Below are 20686 nucleotides of genomic sequence, written 5' to 3'. Positions count from 1 at the left end.
TCGACCGGGAGGGGCCCGCCGTCATCGGGGCCCCTCCCGGGTGTCAAGCGCGTGTCAGCCGTCCCCGTCCCCCAGGTGGTAGACCGCGAACGCCCGGTCGATGACCGGCATCGCGACGTTGCGGACCCGCACCCCGCCGGCCGTCAGACCGTGCTCGGTGCCCCGGTGGGCGTGCCCGTGCACGACGAGGTCGGCCCCCGCCTCGTCGACCGCCTCCGCCAGCAGGTACGTGCCGAGGAACGGGTAGATCTCCAGCGGCTCGCCGACCAGGGTGTCCGGCACCGGTGAGAAGTGGGTGAGCGCGATCCGGGTCCGGCAGCCCGCGTCCGCCAGCTCGCGCAGCGCACGGAACAACCCCTGCGCCGACTCCCGGGCGTGCCGGACGAACGCCTTCATCTCCGGTTCGCCGAACTCGCCCGCGCTGCGCCCCGCGAAGCCGCCGCAGAAGCCCTTGGCGCCCGCGACGCCCACCTTCCGGCCGTCGAGGTCGAGCAGCACGCTCTCGCCCTCCAGCACGCTGACCCCGGCGTCCTTCAGGATGCGCGTCACCGCGTCGGGCTCGTCGCTCTGGTAGTCGTGGTTGCCCAGCACGGCGACCACCGGAACCGGCAGCTCGGCCACCTCCGCGGCGACGACCCGGGCCTCGACGGCGGTGCCGTGCCGGGTGAGGTCGCCGGCGAGCAGCAGCACGTCGGCGTGCCGGGGGAGCGTCTCGAACGCGGGGCGCAGCAGTCCCTGGCCGTCCGGCCCGAGGTGGATGTCGCCGACCGCGGCCACCCGGATCACGGCAGCACCTCCGGACGGTCCGGCGGGTCCGCGCGGGTGACGACGAGGTCGGTCAGCAGCGGTACGCCCGCCAGTTCGGCCTCGGCGATGACCCGCACGCGCTCCCGGTGCTCGATCGTGGCGACGCTGCCGGTCAGCACCACGGTGTCGCCGCGCAGGTCGATGCCGATGCCGAGTTCGGCGGTGTCGCCGTCGGCGAGGCGCCGTCGCAGGTGCTCGACGCGATACTCCACGGGCTCCTTCACCGGTCCTCCTCGTCCGCGGTCCGGCCCCCGCCGCCCGGCCGTCCGGGGCGATGACGTCGAGGCGTTCCAAGAGGAAGAGGAACGCGTCCGGCATGGGGGCGCAGCCGTGTCGGCGGCGCAGCCGGCCCCAGTCGATGCGCTCGCGCAGCAGCCGGGCCATCGGGAGCAGGTCGCCGAAGTCGCAGTAGTGCTCGGACAGGGCGGCGAGCCGGCTGTCCATCAGGTCGGTGGGGGCGAGGACCGGCATCCACACCGAGTCCACGGGGCGGGTCTCCGCCCGCTCCAGCAGGTCCAGGTCGACCGGCCGTCGGGCCAGCTCGAAGATCAGGTCGATCTCCTCGCCGGCCGAACTGCCCTTGACCAGCCAGTCCTCGGGGGCCTGCCGCATCGCGATGCCCCCGTGCTCCAGGGCGGCGACCACGTCGTCGGCGTCCTCGCGCCGCACGCAGAAGTCGGTGTCGTGCTGGAAGCGCGCGGGGACGCCGTGGGCGTACGCCGCGACGCTGCCGGCCAGCGCGAAGGGCCGCCCGGAGGCCTTGAGCAGCGAGGCCACGCGCTTCGTGGTCTCCAGGATGGCCTGCGTGTGGTCCTGGGGGAGGGCGTCCCGCCCGCCGGTGCCGGCGGGTGCCGACCGGTCTCGGTCTCTCACCCCGGGCGTGTGCCCGCACCGCTCCCGAACATTCCGGGCCGCCCCGCCCGGTCGGCGGGTTGCCCGCACCCGCGTCCGCACCGGCGGCGGGGAGGGGAAACGGGTGGCAGGGTGGGGGTAGGCGACGGCGAAGGGAGCCCATCGTGAGCAGCACCGAGGTGACGGTCGTACTCAGCGACTGCGACGAGGACGACGCGCGGGTCGTGCTCTCCACCCTGGGGGAGACGTTCACGCCGGAGCGCGCCGTGGCGGCACGCGGGGCGGCGCCCGCCCGGCCCGGGGGCGCGACGACGGTCTGGGCGTCGGTGTTCGACGTGGGGCATCCGCGCGAGCGGGCGGCGGCGGCCGGCCCGGTGACCCTGGAGCACCCGGTCAGCATCGAGGCGCAGGGCGGCTACCAGGCGGTGGACCGACTGCTGGCGGAGCTGGGGACGGTGTTCGAGATCGAGGCGGCGGGCACGGCCGCCGGCGACCAGGAGAAGGACGTGCACCTGCGCATCCGCGGCCGCTGAACCACCGGCACCACCGGGCGGGGCCCGTCACGAGCGCGCCGGCGGTCGGGAGCCGCGCAGCCCCTGCTCGATCTCCGCGAGGACCGTCCGCTCGCCCTCCGGGACGTCCGAGCCGTCCATGGCGGCGCCTCCTCCCGCGCTGCCGGCCGGTCCCGCCCGGCCGTCCGGGTCCTGGACCGCGACTACCCCGCCGGGGCGGCACCGGTCGCGGCCGGCCCGCCGGCCCCCGGCGTCGGATGCCGGTGCAGCGTGATCAGCAGTCGCCAGATCTCGCCCGCCAGTTCCTGCGGTGTCCCGTCGACCGCCCCGTGCAGCCAGTCGGCCAGGACGGCGCGGAAGGTGCCGCTCACCGCCGACGCGATGAGTTCGGGGGAGTGGCCGCCGGCCAGGGCCCGTTCCGCGCGGCTGCGTTCGCGCAGCTCGCGGTGCAGCGCCTCGCCGAGCGGCCCGGTGCCGCCGGGTGCCAGCAGGGTGCGGTGGAGGTCGGCGTGGCGCGCCACGCCCTCGAGGAAGTCGGTCAGCGGGGCCGGCGGCCGGGCCGGGTCGGGTACGCCCCGCCAGGCGTGCAGCGCCTCGACCGCGTCCCGCGCGATGCCGGCGCAGGTGTCGACGGCGAGGGCCGGTACGTCGGCGTAGTGGAGGTAGAACGTGGCCCGGCCGACGCCGGCCCGCCGGACCACGGCGGCCACGGTGATCTCGCCGAGCGGCCGCTGTGCGCACTCCTCGAGGAGGGCCTCGCCCAGCTTCCGCCGCGTCCGGGCCGCCCGCGGGTCCGCGTCGGGGCTCACCCGGCCGCCACCACGGCCGCCAGCGCCAGGGCGCCGGGCAGGGCCTGGACGAAGAGGATCCGGCGGTTGGCCGTCAGCCCTCCGTAGACGCCGGCGACCACGACGCAGCACAGGAAGAACACCCGGACCCGGTACCCGGTCGGGTCGGACTCCCACAGGCCCCAGGCCAGACCGGCGGCCAGGAAGCCGTTGTACAGGCCCTGGTTGGCGGCCAGCGTCGCGGTGGCGCGGGCCATCTCGGGGTCGTAGCCGGACAGGGCGCGGCCGCGCGGGCCCTCCCACAGGAACATCTCCAGCACCAGGACGTAGGCGTGGAAGAGGGCGATCAGCGCCACGAGGACGCTCGCGATGATGGACATGTGTCCAGAATAGCTGGACACATGTCCAGGAGATAGCCCGGGTTCCGGACCGGCGACCGATGAGTTTGCGCCCCGGAGGGAGTCGGTACACCTAGGACGCACATCAGCGAGGAGGCAGTCATGTCCAGCGACGGCAGTGACGGATTCACCACGTGCCTGTGGTTCGACGGCCGGGCCGAGGAGGCCGCGAACTTCTACCTCTCGGTGTTCAAGGACGCGAAGCTCGGGACGATCGCCCGGTACACGGAGGCCGGCCCGGGACCCGTGGGCGAGGTGATGGTCGTGGAGTTCGAGCTCAACGGCCAGAAGTTCGTCGGGCTCAACGGCGGGCCGGAGTTCCGGTTCAACGAGGCCGTGTCGTTCCAGATCCGCTGCAAGGACCAGGAGGATGCCGACTACTACTGGGACCGGCTGACCGACGGCGGGCAGGAGGTGGCCTGCGGCTGGCTCAAGGACCGGTTCGGGGTGTCGTGGCAGGTCTTCCCGGGCGCGCTCCTCGACCTGGTCGGGGGACCGGACCCGGAGGGGGCCGCCCGGGCCACCCGCGCCATGCTCGGCATGGTGAAGATCGACCTGGCCGCCGTGGAGCGCGCCTACGCGGGCGAGTAGCCCCTGCAACGCGGAGCCGTCCCCGGGCGCGCGGGCCGTCACTCCTCGGAGTGGCGTGCCCGGGCGCCCGACCGGGTCCGCCCGGCGGCCGGCATCCGCTCCGGGTGGCGCCGCAGGTACTCGCCCTCGAGCTCCGACATCCGCTGGGTGTGCGTGCGCAGGGCGTCGTCCGAGCCGTGCAGCAGGGTCTCGTGGCGGGTGCGGTGGATGGCTTCCAACTCCTTCAGCAGGCGGTCCTCCGCCAGCTGCTTGGGGGCCACCCCGCCGTCGTGCTCGGCCATGTTTCGCTCCTCGGTGCAGAGGATCGTTCCTCCACATCAGCGTAGATCCCGGCACACTGATCCGCCGGACACTCCCCACCACCCCCGGACGGCCCGATGAGCACCCTCGACACCCCGGCCCCGTCGCCCGCCCCGGCCCCCGAGGCCGAACGGCACGCCGGTTGGCTCGAACTCTTCTTCGACCTCGTGTTCGTCGCCTTCGTCGCCCAGCTCTCGCACTCCCTGCACGGCGACCCGAGTTGGCACGACTTCGGCGTCTTCCTCGCCCTCTACTTCCCGCCCTGGTGGATGTGGGCCAACCTCACCGTCTCCGCCAACCTCTTCCAGGACGACAGCCCGCGGCGCCGGCTGGCCATGCTCGCCGCGATGCTCTGCCTCGCCGTGATGGCCGCCGCCGTCCCCGAGGCCACCGGCGACCGCGGCACCGCGTACGCCCTGGGCTACGCCGGCACCCGGCTCGTCCTGCTCGCCCTGTGGTGGCCGGCCACCCGCTACCCGGCCCCGCACGCCCTGCCCCGCTGGCGGCCGCTCACGTACTGCCTGCTCTTCGCGGTGCTGTGGGCGGGCGCCGCCTTCGTGCCCGCGCCCTGGCGCTACCCCGTATGGGCCGCGCTGCTGGCCGCCGAGATGCTCCTGCTGCTCACGGCGCGCGGGCGCGGCGTACCCGCCCGGGTGCACACGGGGCACCTCGTCGAGCGGGTCGGCCTCTTCGTGATCATCGTGCTCGGCGAGTCCGTCCTGGGTCTGATCACCGCCACCGACGAGGCGTGGACCGCGGCCGCCGCCCTGGTGGCGCTGCTCGGGTTCCTGCTGCTGGCCGCGCTGTGGTGGTCGTACTTCGACTTCGCCACCACCGCAGCGGAGATCAACTTCGCGGCCGCCACCCCGCGGCAGGCCTACCTCCTCGCCCGGGACGTCGGCGGCTTCCTGCACTTCTTCGTCACCGCCGCCGTCATCTCGATGGCCGCCGGCCTCTCCACCGCCGTCGAGGACTCCGGCCACGACCACCTCCCGCACGGCGCGGTCTGGGCCCTCGCCGGCGGCCTCGCCCTCTACCACGCGGCGCACGGCGCGATCTCCCTGCGCTTCGGCGGCTCGCCGGCGCGCACCGCGACCTGGGCGCTGCCCGGCATCGCCGTCCCGCTCCTGGTCGTGCTGGTCGCGGACGCGCTGCCGCCGTGGGCGGTCGTCCTGCTGCTCGCCGCCGAGGCGATCGGACACCTGGCGTACGCCAAGCGCCTCGCGCGCCGCACGCTGCCGACCGCCGCGGCCTGAGCAGGGGTCCCCCGGGAGGCGCCCCCCGAAAGGTCGCCTCCCGGGGAGGTCTCACTGCTCGCGCAGCCCCCAGGGGGAGCCGTACTCCGTGAGCAGGTCGAGGAACGGCCGCGGCGGGAACGCCTCGGGGCCGAGGACGCCCGCGCCCGTCCAGCCCCCGGAGGCCATCAGTTCCAGCGCCACCACCGGGTTCACGGCCGTCTGCCAGACCACGGCCTGGGAGCCGTACTCCCGCATCGACCACTGGTTGTCGACCACGTGGTACAGGTACACCTCGCGCGGGGCGCCGTCCTTGACGCCCTTGACCCAGGTGCCCGCGCAGGTCTTGCCGGTCATCCGGTCCCCGAGGCCCGCCGGATCGGGCAGGCAGGCGGCCACCACGTCGCGGGGCGAGACCCGCACCGCGCCCGCGCCGCCCGGCACGGTCACCGGGGCGGTGCTGTCCAGGCCGAGCGCATGCAGGGCCTTGAGCTTGCCGATGAAGTCGTCGCCGAGCCCGTACTTGAAGGTGACGCGCTTGGCCGGCACCCACCGCGGGATCAGCAGCACCTCCTCGTGCTCGACGTTCACGCACTCCACCGGGCCGATGCCCTCGGGGAAGTCGAAGACCTCCGCCTCGCTGAACGGCGGGGTGGTGAACCAGCCGCGGCCCTCCTCGTACACCACCGGCGGGTTCAGGCACTCCTCGATGGTGGTCCAGATGCTGAAGGAGGGGGCGAACTCGTATCCCTCGACGGACAGGTTTGCACCGTCGCGAATGCCGATCTCCTCGATCTCGTCGAACAGCTCGTCCGCCGCGTACCGGGCGAACACGTCCGACATCCCGGGCTCCACGCCCATCCCGACGAGCGCGAGCCGGCCGGCCCGCTCCCACCGCTCGGCCTGCTCGAACTGGGCGTCGCCCAGCTTGACCCCGCACTCCTCGTACGGGCGCTCCGGGTGCGGGTACGACAGGGACATCGCCATGTCGAGGTAGTGCGCGCCGGCCTCGAGGGCCGCCTCGAACAGCGGCATCACGAACCGCGGGTCGGTCGCGTTGAGCAGCACCCCGCAGTCGTGCTCGGCCAGCAGCCGCACGACCGCCGCCCGGTCCGAGGCGTCGACCCGGCAGGCGCTGAACCGCTTCTCGTCCGGCCCCAGCGCGGCCACCGCGGCCTCCGCCCGCCCCTGGTCGTAGTCCGCGACGACCATGTGCTCGAAGAACGCCCGACGGGCCGCGATCTTGGTGATCGCGGTGCCCACGCCGCCCGCCCCGACCAGCAGAACACGCATGACAGAACCCTCTCTCCGGGAGGCGCCTCGCCCCTCGCGGCACGATCAAACGCGTTGGCCCGCGATAAGGTCAATGGCGTTGGCATAAGGATCGGCCCCCGGCGGGGCGGGAGGGAGGCGTCGCGATGGCGAAGCAGGTGGTACCGGAGCCGGCGCGCAGGCGGCGCCGCCCCACGAAGCGGGGCACCGTCCTGTCCGAGCGGCTGATCGTCGAGACCGCGCTGCGGATGCTGCGCGAACACGGCAGCAACGGGCTGAGCGCCCGCCGCCTCGGTGCCGCCCTCGGTGCCGACCCCAGCACCCTCTACCGCTACTTCGCCGGCATGGACGACCTGACCCGGGCCATCGGCGAGGAGCTCACCGGCCGCGCGCTGGAGGGCTGGACGGCCACCGGTGACTGGCGGGCCGACCTGCGCGCCCTCGGCCTGCGCATCCACGGCGCCTACCTCGCCCACCCGCAGGCCGCGGTCCTGACCGCCAGCCGCGTCACCGGCCGGCCGCGCGAGATCGCCGCGGACGAGGCGATCCTGGGCGTGCTGCGCACCGCGGGCTTCCCCGATCCGGCCGCCGTACGGACCTACCACGCGTTCGTCGACCAGAGCCTGGCCTTCGCGGCACTGGACGCGGGCTCGCTCGCGCTGGCCGCCGAGACGCGCGCCGCGGACGAGGAGATGTGGGAGACGACGTACGCCCGACTGCCCGCGGACCGCTACCCGCATCTGGCGGCCACGGCCGGGCTGCTGGCCGCCCGGATGAAGGACAGCGCGTACCCGGTGGCGCTGGAGATGCTCCTGGACAGTGCGGAAGCCCAGCTCACGGCCGCCGGGAGGAACGACCCGACCGGCCGGTAACGCTCTACACTCGCGCGGGTGACGCAGGCACAGGGGGAGGCGCGGTACCGCCGGGAGGAACTGGCGGAGGCCGCCGGGGTGAAGGAGCGCAACCTGCGCTACTACCAGGAGCGCGGCCTGCTGCCGCCGCCCCGCCGCGAGGGCCGGATCGCCTGGTACTCCGAGGACCACCTGGTCCGCCTGCGGCTCATCGACGACCTGCTGGGCCGCGGCTACAGCGTCAACGCCATCGCCGAACTCCTGGGCGCCTGGGAGCGCGGCGGCGGCCTGTCCCAACTCCTCGGACTGGAACGCGCCATGACCCGCGACTGGTCCCGCGAGGATCCGGTCACCATGCCGCGGGCCCGGCTGCGCGAACTCTTCGGCCCCGGCGGCACCTCCGAGGACTCCCGGCGGGCCGCCGAACTGGGCTACCTGTCGGTCGACGGGGACGACGTCACCCACCGCAGCGCGCGGCTGCTGGAGGCCGCGCTGATCCTGGCGCGGCAGGGCGTACCGGTCGCCGAGGTCCTGGACGAGGGGGAGTTCCTCCAGCGTGCGGCCGCCGAAGTCGCCGACCGGTTCGTGGGGTTGTTCCGGCGGCACGTGATCGGCGAGGGCGGCCTGGAACGGCTGTCCGCGGACCGCCTCGGGGAGGTCGCCGAGGCGGTGGCGGCCCTGCGCCCGGTGGTCGGCGAGGTCGTGACCACCGAGTTCGCCCGGGCGATGGCGGCGCGCGTCACGGCGGAACTGGAGCTGCTGCTGGGGCCGACGAGCGGTCCTGAGGCGCAGTCCGAGTAGGCCGAAAACCACCGTTGCAGCAACCTTGCCAACGGCCATTGGCACTCATACGTTCAACTCGTCGGTAACAACCCCGACATCCTCCGCACGGCACGTTCACCTCACTGACAAGGGGACATGTCACCATGCAGGAAGCCCAGTTACCACCCGGCCCCGACGCCGGGTCGGCCGCCGGCCCCGGGCCCGACGCCCCGGCCGGGACCGTCGGCAAGGTCGGCTGGAGACGCTTCGCCGTCCTGACCGTACCCGCCCTCGCCGTCACCGCCGGCCTCGCCATCGCCCTGGCCAACGGCGCGCTCGCCGCCTCGTTCGCCGTCTCCGGACAGCAGTTCAAGGTATCCGCCGACAGCCTCACCGGCACCGGCTTCGCCCAGTACGGCGGCATCGACACCAACGCCCGCGAGGACCTCCTCCCGGTGGCCGTCACCGCCATCAAGAAGGCCGAACTGCACAACCTGTGCCAGTCGGTGGTCACCACCCTGCCGGTCATCGGGGACATCTCGCTCAACCTCACCGCCGGCAAGAAGACCCCCGTGCAGGCCACCGACCTCTTCGTGGACGCCACCCAGCTCTCCGGCGACGCCCTCTTCCACAACATCGAGATCGGCCGCGACGCCTCCACGATGGACAAGGGCCCCGACGGCGCACAGGGCATGCAGGACCTCTTCGGCCAGCAGGCCGACGACGTCTCCATCACCCACCTCCACCAGACGGCCTGGGCCACCAACGCCGGCACCTTCTCGCTGAGCGGCCTCAGCATGTCCGTCTCCAAGGGCAAGAAGGAATGCTTCTGACCACGTCCGGCGCGTCCGCCGCAGCCGTCCCGTCCCCACCGGTCCGCGCGGTCCGCGCGGTGCGCGCGTGGCGCCGCTGGCGCCGCAGCCGCCCCTTCTGGGGCGGCCTGCTCACGGTCCTGGCCGGCCTGGAGATCTGCGCGATCCCCCTGGCCCCGCTGAAGGTCATGCTCCACCAGGGAGTCGCGGGCATCCCGTCCGTCCTGATGGGGCTCATCATGATCGTGATGGGCCTCGCGGGCTGGTTCGCCCCCCACCACCGCTCCCTGGCCGGCATCGTGACCACGCTGCTCGCCTGCGCCGCCCTCGTCCTGTCGAACCTGGGCGGCTTCCTGATCGGAACCGTCCTCGGCATCGTCGGCGGCGGTCTGATGTTCGCCTGGCGCCCGCTCCCCACGGCCGCGCCCGCCCCCCCACCTCCCCAAGGAGACCCCTCATGACCACCGGCACCCGCAGTCGTACCGCTCTCCGCACCGCCCTCGCGTTAGGGGCGGCCGCGGGCCTGGCCCTCGCCACCCCCGCGGTGGCGGGCGCCACCGCCCAGGGCCCGCTGGCCGGCTCCACCACGGTCACCCCCGCCGGACACGCCTTCAAGGCCGCGCTCACCGGCAAGGCCACGCTCAAGGCCGGCTCCGTCACGGTGACCTGCTCCGCCTCCGTCTCCACCGGCTCCGTCCCGGCCGCCCCCGGCAACCACAACGCCGCCGGCCCGGTGAGCAACACCATCACGGCGCCCACCTTCACCTCCTGCACCACCAGCATCCCGGGCGTCTCCGCGACCGTGACCACCAGCGGGACCTGGGCCGTCTCGATGCAGAACGGCGCACCGGTCGTGGGCTCCATGACCGTCCCCACCGGCGGCCTGGTCGTGCGCACCAGCGGCCTCGCCAGCTGTACGGTCACGGCCGCGCCCACCGGCCCCGCCGCGGCCACCGGCACCTGGACCAACGGCGCCCCGTCCTCGCTCGCCTTCGCCGGCGCCGCCGTGCCGGTCAAGGTCGTCGGCGGCTTCGGCTGCCCGACGAGCGCCACCACGTCCAGCTTCACGGCCACCTACCTGGTGACCGACACGACCGACCCGGCCCAGCAGATCACCGTCACCGACTGACGCCCCCCGGTCCCGCGCCCACCCCGCTGTCCGGCCCCCGGGCCGGACAGCGGCATACTGGCTGCCCGTGAGCGCGATCCTCGACCGACTGGCCGCCGTCGGCCCCTACTTCACACTGGCCCACGGCACGCCCCCGGCGGACTCCGGCCTGCGGCCCCTCACCGAGCTGTACGGCGAGCGACTTGCCCCGTACGTCGCCGAGGTGGCCCGCCGCATGGGCACCCGCGACCTGCGCGTCGCCGCCTCCACCGCGCACCTCGGCCTGGCCTCGCGGCTCTGCTCCCTCGCCCTCGGCTCCGCCGCGCTCGGCGGCCGCGTCCTCGACCTCCCGCCCGACCGCCTGCTCTGGAGCCTCCCGCCCGGCGAGTCGCTGCAGCTCTGGCTCCCGGAACCCGCCCTGCGCCACGAGCCGCCCCCGCGGGCGCTGGCCGCCACCGTGCTGGAGGCCAACCTCGGCGTGCTGGACCCGGCCCTGCGCGCCGGGTACGGGCTCTCCCCGCAGATCCTGCGCGGCAACGCGGCCTCCGCCCTCGTCGGCGCCCTGCGCGTGCTCATGAACCGGGCCCCCGGGTCTCCGTACGCGCCCGGCGGCACCGTCGGGGAACTCCTCGGCGACGACGGCCCGCTCGCCGGCACGGCGGCCCTCTTCGTCCACGACGACGAGCTCGGCACCGCCTTCGTCCGCCGCAGCTGCTGCCTCTACTACCGGGCGCCGGGCGGCGGGCTCTGCGGGGACTGCGTCCTGCGGACCCGCAGGTCCGGGCGGGTCTGAGACCGCCCGCACCCGGGCAGTCGATCATCGGCTGACCGGGTGCGGGCCGGGCCGGACCAAAAGGTTCCGGCCCAGCGTACTGATTTTCGGCATGTTCCGATGGAAATTGCCAGAACACCCCATCGGGCCGTGGACGTTGAGTAGCGTCTGAGTCGCCGCCCGTACGCATCCGTCATCGCGCACGGTCGGCGGGGAGGGGAGCCCGCGTGCCCGGAATCGATGAGTGTCTGCTGCAAGCCATGGCGGTGCCGGGTGCCCGCGGTGCCGCCCTGGTCGACTGGAGCAGTGGCCTCGCACTGGGCACCATAGGCGAGTCGCCCGGTGGCGACCATGAAACCACCGCTGCCGAGACCGCCGAACTGGCGCGCGCGGCAGCCGAGTACGAGACCTTCTCGGCGCCCGGGCCGCCACCGGCCGCCCCGCGCGTCGCCCGGGCCGCGCTCGGCCCGGGCCCCAGCGCACGCGCCGCGATCGGACCGGCCGCGGCCGCGCTCGTGCCGGCCTTCGTCCCCGGCGTGCCGCCCAAGCCCGTCGGCCCGCCGCCCCCGCCCCCGCCGTTCCAGGGCGGGAACAGGGCCCCCGCCGCGCCTCCGGCCGACAACGCCCCACCCGTGGAGGACGTCATCGTCACCACCCGCAGCGGCTACCACGTCCTGCGCTTCGTCGAGACCAGCTTCGACAGCAGCGTCTTCCTCCACCTGTGGCTGGACCGCGACACGGGCAACCTCGCCCTCGCCCGGATCCGACTCCGCGACCTCGCCGGGCGGCTGGTCCTGGGATGAGTACGCACACCGCCGCCGCGACCACCTCCCACCTGCTCCACCGCCTCGCCGAGGAACGCGCCACCGGCGCCCTCATGCGCGACCACGGCACCCTCTTCCTCGAGGACGGGCGCGTCGTGCACGCCGAGAGCCCCGCCACCCCCGGCATCGACGTCCTGCTCACCGCCGGCGGCCGGCTCGCCCCCGAGGGCTGGCAGGAGGCCGTCAACCGGGCCGGAGCCCGCCGCGCCGTCGGCCGCTTCCTCGTCGAGAGCGGCCGGCTCGCCGACGGCGAACTCGAGATCTGCCACCTGGGAGCCGTCTTCGACGCGGCCTTCTTCGCCCTCGCCCCGAGCAGCGGCCCGTCCCGGTTCCGAAGCGGCGCCACCCACTGGATGGGACCGGTACGCTCCGTCTCCGCCGACGCCGTCGAGCGCGAGACCGTCCGCCGCCGGGAGCTGCTGGACACCGTCTGGCCGTACCCCGCCCTCGACACCGCGCCCGTGGTCCCCCGGCCCGCCGCACCCGGCCAGAGCGTCACCCCGCGCCAGCGGGCCCTGCTCGCCGCGGCCGACGGCACCCGGACCCCGGCCGCGCTCGCCTGGCTGCTGGGCCGCCCCGCGTTCCACACCCTCCTCGAGGTGCGCAGGCTGGCGGCCATGGGCCTGGTGCAGACCCCGTACGAACCCCCGCCACCCGCTCCCTCGACCCTGCCCGGATGGGTAACGCAGGTCGCCTCCCCGGACGTCGCCCTGCTCCGTCGGCTCCGTGACGCCTTGGAGGCAACCCTGTGACCGTCCCCTCGCCCGGCATCCGCGGCCAGGCTCCGTGTTCGCCGTCATGAGGCTCCCGATGCGACAGCGCGCCGAGAGGAGACAGCATGAAAGGAAGCAGTTGATGACGGCAGAGCCCGAAGTCCTCGGCGAACTAAGGAGGTTGCGGGCCCGGCTGCCGCAGCTGACCGGAGCCCTCGCCGCCAGCGTGGACGGCCTCGTCCTCGCCCAGGAGACCCCGGCCATCGAACCCGAGGGCGTCGCGGCGCTGACCGCCGCCGCGCTCGGGGTGGCCCAGCGGCTGACCGACGCCACCGGCCAGGGCGACTTCCGGGAGCTCCTGGTCCGCGGCGCCGACGGGTACGTCGCCACCTACGCGGCAGGTGGCCAGGCCGTCCTCACGCTGCTCGCCGAGCCGCGGATCAACGTCGGCCGCCTCCACCTGGAGGCCCGCCGCTCCAGCGCCCGCATAGGCGAGCTGGTCGACCGGGCCCTCACCCGCCGCGACTCCTGAGCCGCGGCGGCCGCGCCCGCCCGACGCCCCCTCCACGACACCGTTCCCCCATCCAACGATGGTCCGACAGAAGGAAGTGCACCACTCATGGCGAACACCGAGACCGCCCTCAAGGAAGCCACCACACTCATCGAAGGCGCGATCGGCGCCGCGCTCGTCGACTACACCAGCGGCATGGCCCTGGGAACCATCGGCGGCGGCAAGGACCTCGACCTCAACGTCGCCGCCGCCGGCAACACCGACGTGGTCCGCGCCAAGGTCCGCACGATGGAGATGCTGGGCCTCAAGGACGACATCGAGGACATCCTGATCACCCTCGGCGGCCAGTACCACCTGATCAGGCTCCTCAAGGGCCGCGGCACCGACGGGCTGTTCCTCTACCTGGCGCTGGACAAGAAGCGGGCCAACCTCGCGATGGCCCGCCACCAGCTCAGGAAGATCGAGAACGAACTGGACGTCTGACCCGGCCGCCCGAACGCGCCACACGCACGGGTGCCCCCGCCTGTCGATGCGGGGGCACCCGTGCGTCCGGGGACCGTGCCCGGGTTCCGTCTCCTAGCGCGCGCCGAACACCTGGGTCCAGTACGGGCCGCCCGAGGAGTGGATGCCGATGCCTATCTCCTTGAAGGAGCAGTTGAGGATGTTCGCCCGGTGGCCCGAGCTGTTCATCCAGGACTCCATCACCTGCGAGGCCGTCCGCTGACCCATCGCGATGTTCTCGCCGTACGTCGACCACCGGTAGCCGGCGGCCGTGACGCGCTCGCCCGGGCCGTCACCGTCCGGGTTGGTGTGGTCGAAGAAGTTGCGCGCCGCCATGTCGTCCGAGTGGCCCTGCGCGGCCCGCATCAGCTTGGAGTTGGCGGTCAGCGCACCGCAACCGGCCTTGGCGCGCTCGGCGTTGACGAGGTCGATCACCTTCTGCGCGGTGGAGCCCACCGAACCGGAGCCGCCGCCCGCGGACCTGGTCGGACGCGGCTTCCTGGTGGGGGAGGGGGCGCGCCGGGTGGGCGCCTTCGACGGCGTCGCCCTGGGCGTCGGGCTCTTGCTCGGCGTCGGGCTGGCGCTCGGCGTCGGCGAGGCCGAGGCGGACGGGGAGGCCGACTCGGAGGGCGAGGCGGGCTCGGAGGAGGTGGCGAGCGAGGTCGCGGGGGCGGCGGCCGCCCGGGTGGAGTCCACCACCTCCGCGTCCCCGTCCGGCCCGGTCACGAAGTAGAAGGTCCCGCCGGCCACGGCCACCACGGCGATGCCGGCCGCCACGGCCGAACGGCGCCGGCCGCGCGCCTGCCGGCGCCTGGCCCCGCGCCCGCCGGAGCCGCCGGTGGCGTGGGTCTCGTACCCCGCCACGGCCTGGGTCTCGTACCCCTCGGGGGTCGGGCTCCCGTAGGTGCTGATCGGCTGGGTCTCGTACGCGTCCAGCGGCTGGCCCTGGTACGGGCCCGGGGTGCCGGGCGCGCCGCCGTGGCCGCCGTACGGGCCCCCGCCGGTGCCGTACGCGCCGCCGTCCGTCCCGTACGGGCCGCCCGTCCCGTACGGCGGCTGCGGCGCGGCCGCAGCGGTGAGCCCGAAGCCCGCGCCGTGCCGCACGCCCGCCAGCAGCGCCGCGGCCGGGGGCACCAGCAGCAGGCCGGCCAGCAGCCCCTCGGCCGGCATCAGGCCGGACCACAGGCCGGCGCAGTGCGCGCAGGACCGGGCGTGCCGGGCTATGCGCTTGCGCCACAGCGCCGACGGGCGTCCGTCCCACAGGCCGATCTCGCTGCGCAGCTGGGGGCACAGCGGGTTCTCCGAGAGTGCCCGGACCACCACGCGCGCGGTCTCCAGCTGGGCCTTCATCCGCTGGACCCGGACCGCGGTGTGCTGCGGGGACAGCTCCAGGGCCGCCGCCACCTCGTGCCGGGTCAGCTCGCCCGCGCACTCCAGCCACCACAGCGACAGCAGCGCGCTGTCCTCGGGTTCCATCCAACGGGTGGCCTCCGCGGTCTCGCGCCGCTGGCCCGAAAGGTTCAGCCGCATCACGGTGAGGTCCACGAAGTCCGCGCCCGGGTCGGCGAGGTCGCGGGCGTCGTCGAGGGGGCCGGCGCCGAAGCCGGGCCGTGCGGCCTGCTGCACCTGCCAGTGGCTGCGGATGCCGTTCATGGCGATGGCCACGAGCCAGGACCGGAAGCTGTCCGGGGAGCGGAGTGCGGACAGCCCGTCGAGGGCGCGCAGCATGGTCTCCTGCACCACGTCGTCGACGTCGTGGTGGCCGTTCATCGCCCGGCCGACGATGTTGTAGACCAGCGGCAGGTAGGCGGCGATCAGCTCGTCCTGTGCCTTCAGGTCACCGTTCTGTGCCGCGATGACCAGTTCCGTGCCGTGCTGTTCTCTCATGTCCCGTTCCACCCTGCCTGTCCCGGACGTTGTCGATGCCCAACATCTGGGAGACGGATGGCCACCGGCCCGATAACAGGAATGACGAAACTTTCTTCCGACCGGGCGGCGGACACGGTACCCCGGGATCCGGCGCGCCACAGCCCCCGGGCCCCGCGTGGGGCGGGGCCCGGGGACGTCCCGTGGGGGGAATCAGGGCGTCAGGGAGCCACCTGACGCGGTTCGGGGACCGGGCTCCCGGCGGCGGCCGGTCGGGGGCCGGCGGCCGGGTCGGAGCCCAGGTCGGAGGCCGGACGGGCGGCCTCGGCCGGGTCGCCGTGACCGTCGTCCACCAGCGTCGTCTCGTCGAAGGGCAGCCGCCCGGCCAGCACCTCGGCCGCCCGCGCCCGGTCGAACTCCTTGGTCCACGTACCGACCAGGACCGTGGCCACCGCGTTGCCGGCGAAGTTCGTCAGCGCCCGGGCCTCGCTCATGAACCGGTCGATGCCCACGATCAGCCCGACCCCGTCCACCAGCTCCGGCCGGTGCGACTGCAGGCCGCCGGCCAGGGTGGCCAGGCCCGCGCCGGTCACGCCCGCCGCGCCCTTCGAGGCGATCACCATGAAGACCAGCAGCGACACCTGCTCGCCGAGCTTCAGCGGGGTGCCCATCGCCTCGGCCACGAACAGCGAGGCCATGGTGAGGTAGATCGCGGTGCCGTCGAGGTTGAAGGAGTAGCCGGTCGGCACCGTGATTCCGGTCACGGGCTTCGAGACGCCCAGGTGCTCCATCTTCGCGATCAGCCGGGGCAGCGCCGACTCCGACGAGGAGGTGGAGAGGATCAGCAGGAACTCGCGGCCCAGGTACTTCAGCAGGGAGACCACGCCGATCCCCGCGACCACCCGCAGCAGCGTCCCCAGCACCACGAAGACGAACAGCACACAGGTCGTGTAGAAGCCGATCATGATGACGGCGAGGGACTTCAGCGCATCGAGCCCGGTCGCGCCGACCACGGCCGCCATCGCCCCGAACGCGCCCACCGGCGCCGCCCACATGATCATCGACAGCACCCGGAAGACCAGCTTCTGCACGTGCCCGATCCCGCGCAGCACCGGCTCGCCCGTGCTCCCCATCGCCTGCAGCGCGAACCCGCACAGCAGCGCCACCAGCAGCGTCTGCAGCACCTCGCCGCCCGTGAAGGCGGACACCAGCGTGGTCGGGATGATGCCCAGCAGGAACTCCTGCGTGGACTCGGCCCCGCCCGTCTTCGCCTGCGCCTCGCCGGCGCTGCGCACCGCCTCCGTCAGGTGCAGGCCGCTGCCCGGCTCCAGCAGGTTGCCCACCAGCAGGCCGATCCCGAGCGCCACCGTCGACATCACCAGGAAGTAGCCCAGCGCCAGCCCGCCCACGGCCCCGACCTTGGCGGCCTTGCGGACCGACCCCACGCCCAGCACGATCGTGCAGAAGATGATCGGCGAGATCATCATCTTGATCAGGTTCACGAAGCCGGTCCCGATCGGCTTCAGCTCGACCGCCACCCCGGGCGCGGCCAGCCCGACCGCGATGCCCAGCAGCACGGCGGCGATCACCGCCAGGTAGAGGTAGTGGGTCCGGTCCCGCCGGGCTCTGCCCGGGCCGGTGGTGTCGGTGGTGTCCCGCTCGACGGCCACGGTGGCTCCTTCAGTCGTGTCGTTCGCCCGGACACCGGTCCCGGGTGCCGGGGACCCGCCCCGCCGGACGCGGGTGTGCGGCTCGCGGCCGGGGAGGGGGTCCCGGCGACTATCCACCGGCGCTGTGACCGCGGTCACCCTTGCGTTCATTTCGTTCACGGGCCGGGGCAGACTGACGACCGTGTTCCGCATCCCCCGCCCGCGCCCCCGCAGCCTGGCCGGCCAGCTCTTCGCCATGCAGGCCGTGCTGATCGCCGTGGTCGTGGCCGGGTGCGCGGTCTTCGGGTACGCCACCGCCCGCTCCCAGGCCGAGGAGTCGGCCCGGCTCCAGGCGCAGGCCGTGGCCCGGGCGGTCGCCGACGCCCCCTCCGTGCACGCCGCCGTCCGCGGCCCCGACCCGTCCGCGGCCCTCCAGCCGTACGCCGAGCGGGTCCGCGCCGACTCCGGCGTCGACTTCGTCACGATCATGGACCCCGCGGGCGTGCGCTGGACCCACCGCGACCCGCGGCGCATCGGCGAGCGGTTCCTCGGCAACACCGCGGCCGCCCTGCACGGCCGCACCTTCAGCGAGACCTACACCGGCACCCTCGGACCCTCTATCCGGGTCGTCACCCCCATCCAGGACGGGGGCCGGATCACCGGCCTGGTCGCGGCCGGCATCACGGTGGAGGCCGTCGGGGACCGGCTCGCCCGCCAGCTCGCCGTCCTCGCCTGGGTCGCGGCCGGCGCCCTCGCCCTGGGCGCCCTCGGCACGTACGTGGTCAACGCCCGGCTGCGCCGGCACACCCACGGCATGAACGCCGCCGAGCTCAGCCGCATGTACGACTACCACGAGGCGACCCTGCACGCCGTGCGCGAGGGCCTGCTCATGCTCGACGGCCAGCGCCGCGTCTCCCTCGTCAACGACGGCGCCCGCGACCTGCTCGGCCTCGGCCCGGCCGACGTCCGCGGCCGCAACGTCGCCGAGCTCGGCCTGCCCGCCCCGCTCACCGGGGCCCTGCTCGCCGCCGAACCACGGGTCGACGAGGTCCACCTCACCGGGGAGCGGGTGCTGGTGGTCAACACCTCGCCCGTCACCAGCGGCGGCCGCCGCGGCACCGTCGTCACCCTCCGGGACCACACCGAGCTCCAGGCCCTGGCCGGGGAGCTCGACCACGAACGCGGCTTCACCCAGGCCCTGCGCTCCCAGGCGCACGAGGCGGCCAACCGCCTGCACACCGCCGTCTCCCTCATCGAACTCGGCCGCACCCGGGAGGCGGTGGACTTCGCCACCGCCGAGCTCGAGCTCGCCCAGTCCCTCACCGACCAGGTCGTCACCGCCGTGAACGAGCCGGTGCTGGCCGCCCTGCTCCTGGGCAAGGCGGCCCAGGCGCACGAGCGGGGCGTCGAGCTCGTGGTCGCCACCGGCACGGGGGTGGCCGCCGGCGCCCTGCCCGCCTCGCTGCCGGTCCGGGACCTGGTCACCGTGCTCGGCAACCTCGTCGACAACGCCGTCGACGCCGTGACCGGCACCCCCGGCGCCCGCGTCACCGTCACCGCCCGCACCCTCCACGATCCGGCCGAGCTGCGGCTCACCGTGGCCGACAACGGCCCCGGAGTGCCCGACGGCGCCGAGGTCTTCCAGGCCGGCTGGTCCGGCAAGGGCCCCGGGCGCGGGCTCGGACTGGCCCTGGTCCGGCAGACCGTACGGCGGCACGGCGGGAGCGTCGCGGCCGGTCGCGCCGCGCACGGCGGCGCCGAGTTCACCGTACGGCTGCCGCTGCGGGAAGGAGCCCCCGCGTGACCGAGCCGGACATCCGGGTCCTGGTCGTCGAGGACGACCCCGTCGCGGCCGACGCACACGCCCTGTACGTCGGCCGGGTCCCGGGCTTCGCCGTGGCCGGCGTCTGCCACTCGGCCGCCGCCGCCCGCCGGGAACTCGACCGCACCCCCGTCGACCTGCTCCTCCTCGACCTCTACCTGCCCGACGGGCACGGGCTCGGGCTGGCCCGCGCGCTGCGCGCGGCCGGCCACCCCGCGGACGTCATGGTGGTGACCTCGGCCCGGGACCTGGCCGTGGTCCGCGAGAGCGTCTCGCTCGGCGTGGTGCAGTACGTCCTCAAGCCCTTCGCCTTCACCACCCTGCGCGACCGCCTCCTGCGCTACGCGGAGTACCGGACGGCCGCCGCCGGCGAGGCCAGCGGCCAGGACGAGGTCGACCGGGCGCTGTCCGCCCTGCGCGCCCCGCAGCCCGCGGCCCTGCCCAAGGGGCTCAGCGCCCCCACCCTCGAACGGGTCACCGCCCTGCTGCGGGCCGCCGCCGACGGTCTCACCGCCGCCGCCCTCGCCGAGGGCGCGGGCATCTCGCGGATCACCGCCCGCCGCTACCTGGAGCACCTCGTCGACACCGAGCGGGCCGGACGCAGCCCCCAGTACGGCCAGGTCGGCCGCCCCGAGCTGCACTACCGGTGGCTCCCGACGCGCTGACCCGGCCGGGTCTCCCGTTGGCCGGCGGCGCCCGGGGGTAGCGTTGGCAGTAGCAACCTGTTCCTGCCCGACGGGGGTGACAGTCGTGCCGACGACGAGCCAGGACGTGTTCGGCACGCCCTGCTGGATCAGCCTCACGGCCCGTGATCTGGAGGCGGCGCAGCACTTCTACGGCGCGGTCCTGGGGTGGCACTTCCGCCAGGGCCAGATGGGCGACGCGTTCAGCGTCGCCTTCCTCGACGGGGCGCCGGTCGCCGGGATCGGGGCGCTGGCCGAGAGCTTCGCGGTCTCCGTGGCGTGGATCCCGTACTTCGCCGTCGCCGACGCCGACGCGACCGCCGCCCGGATCCGCGAGCGCACCGGGACCGTGGCCGTCGGCCCGCTCTCCTTCGGGCTCGGCCGGGCCGCCCTGGCCGCCGATCCGCACGGCGCCATCTTCGGGATCTGGCAGGGTCGGGTGATCCGCGACTGGGCCGTCGGCCACAGCCGCGCCCCCGCCGGCCTGGAGCTCTACACCCGGGACGCCTTCGCCGCGGCGATCTTCTACGGCGAGGTGCTGGGCTGGGCGAACGAGCAGAACGGCTGCTGCACGGTGAGCTACGAGGACGACCAGGTCGTCCTCGCGCACGCCGGGCAGCCGGTGGCCCGGCTGCGCGGCGGGGCCATCGAGGAGACCCCCGACCCCCAGGTGCGCCCCCGCTGGCACGTGCACTTCCGGGTCCCCGACCTCGACGAGGCGGTCAACACCGCCACTCTGCTCGGCGGCACCGCGGTCACCCCCGTCCAGGCCGACGAGAACCACCGCTGGATCACCCTGCGCGACCCCGACGGCGGTCTCTTCACCGTGACCACGGCCGTGCCCGAGCGGGCCCAGGACCCCGACGGGGACCCGGGTGCGGAGCCGGCGGCCGCGCCGGCGTAGCCGCCTGCCAGACCACCGACCGACCAAGACCCGGCTCCGCGAACTCGCGGGAGTCGCCGTCCCGTGGTGTGTGGGGGAGGCGCTTGAGCCGGTATGGCAGGCTGGTCCGGAGGCAGGCCCGGGCCTGGGGTGGCCGAAGGCCAGGGGCGGAGC

The 20686-nt window shown here is 74.4% G+C and carries 24 protein-coding genes and 1 pseudogene; 16 read left to right on the top strand and 9 right to left on the bottom strand.

Annotation, left to right across the window (positions count from 1 at the left end):
- Nucleotides 1–54: 54 nt before the first annotated feature.
- The 3 genes and pseudogenes from ACIQCH_RS02130 to ACIQCH_RS02120 all read right to left on the bottom strand — a co-directional run.
- Nucleotides 55–786, bottom strand: coding sequence for a metallophosphoesterase (locus ACIQCH_RS02130; RefSeq protein ID WP_402577634.1), 732 nt, complete (start codon nucleotides 784–786; stop codon nucleotides 55–57).
- Nucleotides 783–1019, bottom strand: a complete 237-nt coding sequence (locus tag ACIQCH_RS02125; protein WP_402577671.1) for a hypothetical protein — start codon at nucleotides 1017–1019, stop codon at nucleotides 783–785. Before ACIQCH_RS02125 ends, ACIQCH_RS02130 begins: the two co-directional genes overlap by 4 nt.
- A 181-nt stretch (nucleotides 1020–1200) precedes the next feature.
- A pseudogene (locus tag ACIQCH_RS02120) lies at nucleotides 1201–1584 on the bottom strand (hypothetical protein); the annotation flags it as partial.
- Nucleotides 1585–1823: 239 nt separating this feature from the next.
- On the opposite strand from ACIQCH_RS02120, the gene ACIQCH_RS02115 reads away from it, so the two are divergent.
- Nucleotides 1824–2192, top strand: coding sequence for a hypothetical protein (locus ACIQCH_RS02115; RefSeq protein ID WP_402576955.1), 369 nt, complete (start codon nucleotides 1824–1826; stop codon nucleotides 2190–2192).
- Nucleotides 2193–2374: 182 nt separating this feature from the next.
- On the opposite strand, the gene ACIQCH_RS02110 is transcribed toward ACIQCH_RS02115, so the two are convergent.
- Both ACIQCH_RS02110 and ACIQCH_RS02105 read right to left on the bottom strand, forming a co-directional pair.
- Nucleotides 2375–2980: a TetR/AcrR family transcriptional regulator gene (locus ACIQCH_RS02110; RefSeq protein WP_402576953.1), complete on the bottom strand. Its 606-nt coding sequence runs from the start codon at nucleotides 2978–2980 to the stop codon at nucleotides 2375–2377.
- Entirely contained in the window at nucleotides 2977–3339 is a 363-nt protein-coding gene (locus ACIQCH_RS02105; protein WP_402576951.1) for a DUF1304 domain-containing protein, read from the bottom strand. The genes ACIQCH_RS02110 and ACIQCH_RS02105 overlap by 4 nt, the downstream gene beginning before the upstream one ends.
- 120 nt (nucleotides 3340–3459) lie before the next feature.
- Between ACIQCH_RS02105 and ACIQCH_RS02100 the strand changes: the two genes are divergently transcribed.
- The gene (locus ACIQCH_RS02100) at nucleotides 3460–3948 is read left to right on the top strand and encodes a VOC family protein (protein ID WP_402576949.1); all 489 of its coding nucleotides are present in this window, start codon (nucleotides 3460–3462) and stop codon (nucleotides 3946–3948) included.
- A 38-nt stretch (nucleotides 3949–3986) separates the two neighbouring features.
- Here the strand turns inward: ACIQCH_RS02100 and ACIQCH_RS02095 are convergent, their stop codons facing one another.
- On the bottom strand, nucleotides 3987–4229 hold the full coding sequence (locus ACIQCH_RS02095) for a DUF6158 family protein (RefSeq protein WP_402576947.1): 243 nt from the start codon (nucleotides 4227–4229) through the stop codon (nucleotides 3987–3989).
- Between the two features lie 96 nt (nucleotides 4230–4325).
- Between ACIQCH_RS02095 and ACIQCH_RS02090 the strand changes: the two genes are divergently transcribed.
- Nucleotides 4326–5504, top strand: coding sequence for a low temperature requirement protein A (locus tag ACIQCH_RS02090; protein WP_402576945.1), 1179 nt, complete (start codon nucleotides 4326–4328; stop codon nucleotides 5502–5504).
- A 51-nt stretch (nucleotides 5505–5555) separates the two neighbouring features.
- Here ACIQCH_RS02090 and ACIQCH_RS02085 read toward each other — a convergent pair whose 3' ends face one another.
- The gene (locus tag ACIQCH_RS02085) at nucleotides 5556–6776 is read right to left on the bottom strand and encodes a saccharopine dehydrogenase family protein (RefSeq protein ID WP_402576943.1); all 1221 of its coding nucleotides are present in this window, start codon (nucleotides 6774–6776) and stop codon (nucleotides 5556–5558) included.
- 125 nt (nucleotides 6777–6901) lie between these two features.
- Between ACIQCH_RS02085 and ACIQCH_RS02080 the strand changes: the two genes are divergently transcribed.
- The 10 genes from ACIQCH_RS02080 to ACIQCH_RS02035 all read left to right on the top strand — a co-directional run bounded on the left by ACIQCH_RS02080 (nucleotide 6902) and on the right by ACIQCH_RS02035 (nucleotide 13591).
- Nucleotides 6902–7627, top strand: a complete 726-nt coding sequence (locus ACIQCH_RS02080) for a TetR/AcrR family transcriptional regulator (RefSeq protein WP_402576941.1) — start codon at nucleotides 6902–6904, stop codon at nucleotides 7625–7627.
- Between the two features lie 18 nt (nucleotides 7628–7645).
- Complete coding sequence (locus ACIQCH_RS02075) at nucleotides 7646–8407, top strand: MerR family transcriptional regulator (protein ID WP_402576939.1); 762 nt, start codon at nucleotides 7646–7648, stop codon at nucleotides 8405–8407.
- Nucleotides 8408–8532: 125 nt separating this feature from the next.
- Nucleotides 8533–9201: a DUF6230 family protein gene (locus ACIQCH_RS02070; RefSeq protein ID WP_234331908.1), complete on the top strand. Its 669-nt coding sequence runs from the start codon at nucleotides 8533–8535 to the stop codon at nucleotides 9199–9201.
- On the top strand, nucleotides 9192–9641 hold the full coding sequence (locus ACIQCH_RS02065) for a DUF6114 domain-containing protein (protein WP_402576937.1): 450 nt from the start codon (nucleotides 9192–9194) through the stop codon (nucleotides 9639–9641). The genes ACIQCH_RS02070 and ACIQCH_RS02065 overlap by 10 nt, the downstream gene beginning before the upstream one ends.
- Nucleotides 9638–10309, top strand: a complete 672-nt coding sequence (locus ACIQCH_RS02060) for a hypothetical protein (protein ID WP_402576935.1) — start codon at nucleotides 9638–9640, stop codon at nucleotides 10307–10309. The genes ACIQCH_RS02065 and ACIQCH_RS02060 overlap by 4 nt, the downstream gene beginning before the upstream one ends.
- A gap of 67 nt (nucleotides 10310–10376) precedes the next feature.
- Complete coding sequence (locus ACIQCH_RS02055) at nucleotides 10377–11081, top strand: (2Fe-2S)-binding protein (protein WP_402576933.1); 705 nt, start codon at nucleotides 10377–10379, stop codon at nucleotides 11079–11081.
- 206 nt (nucleotides 11082–11287) lie between these two features.
- Entirely contained in the window at nucleotides 11288–11863 is a 576-nt protein-coding gene (locus tag ACIQCH_RS02050) for a hypothetical protein (protein ID WP_402576931.1), read from the top strand.
- Nucleotides 11860–12636 (top strand): transcriptional regulator, encoded by a 777-nt coding sequence (locus ACIQCH_RS02045; RefSeq protein WP_402576929.1) that lies wholly within the window; start codon nucleotides 11860–11862, stop codon nucleotides 12634–12636. The genes ACIQCH_RS02050 and ACIQCH_RS02045 overlap by 4 nt, the downstream gene beginning before the upstream one ends.
- Nucleotides 12637–12682: 46 nt before the next feature.
- On the top strand, nucleotides 12683–13129 hold the full coding sequence (locus tag ACIQCH_RS02040) for a roadblock/LC7 domain-containing protein (RefSeq protein ID WP_402576927.1): 447 nt from the start codon (nucleotides 12683–12685) through the stop codon (nucleotides 13127–13129).
- Nucleotides 13130–13216: 87 nt separating this feature from the next.
- A complete protein-coding gene (locus ACIQCH_RS02035; protein WP_402576925.1) occupies nucleotides 13217–13591 on the top strand; it encodes a hypothetical protein in 375 nt (124 codons plus the stop codon).
- A gap of 93 nt (nucleotides 13592–13684) precedes the next feature.
- Here ACIQCH_RS02035 and ACIQCH_RS02030 read toward each other — a convergent pair whose 3' ends face one another.
- Both ACIQCH_RS02030 and ACIQCH_RS02025 read right to left on the bottom strand, forming a co-directional pair.
- A complete protein-coding gene (locus tag ACIQCH_RS02030; protein ID WP_402576923.1) occupies nucleotides 13685–15496 on the bottom strand; it encodes a sigma-70 family RNA polymerase sigma factor in 1812 nt (603 codons plus the stop codon).
- 200 nt (nucleotides 15497–15696) lie between these two features.
- Nucleotides 15697–17145: a cation:dicarboxylate symporter family transporter gene (locus ACIQCH_RS02025; RefSeq protein ID WP_402576921.1), complete on the bottom strand. Its 1449-nt coding sequence runs from the start codon at nucleotides 17143–17145 to the stop codon at nucleotides 15697–15699.
- 235 nt (nucleotides 17146–17380) lie between these two features.
- Between ACIQCH_RS02025 and ACIQCH_RS02020 the strand changes: the two genes are divergently transcribed.
- From ACIQCH_RS02020 to ACIQCH_RS02010, 3 genes are all read left to right on the top strand, one after another.
- A complete protein-coding gene (locus ACIQCH_RS02020) occupies nucleotides 17381–18928 on the top strand; it encodes an ATP-binding protein (RefSeq protein WP_402577632.1) in 1548 nt (515 codons plus the stop codon).
- Nucleotides 18925–19611: a response regulator gene (locus tag ACIQCH_RS02015; protein ID WP_402576919.1), complete on the top strand. Its 687-nt coding sequence runs from the start codon at nucleotides 18925–18927 to the stop codon at nucleotides 19609–19611. The genes ACIQCH_RS02020 and ACIQCH_RS02015 overlap by 4 nt, the downstream gene beginning before the upstream one ends.
- 85 nt (nucleotides 19612–19696) lie before the next feature.
- Nucleotides 19697–20533, top strand: a complete 837-nt coding sequence (locus tag ACIQCH_RS02010) for a VOC family protein (protein WP_402576917.1) — start codon at nucleotides 19697–19699, stop codon at nucleotides 20531–20533.
- The last annotated feature ends 153 nt before the right edge of the window (nucleotides 20534–20686 follow it).

This window comes from Streptomyces sp. NPDC093225, from assembly GCF_044753805.1.
Taxonomy (GTDB): domain Bacteria; phylum Actinomycetota; class Actinomycetes; order Streptomycetales; family Streptomycetaceae; genus Streptomyces.
This window is presented reverse-complemented; position numbering and strand designations above follow the sequence as displayed.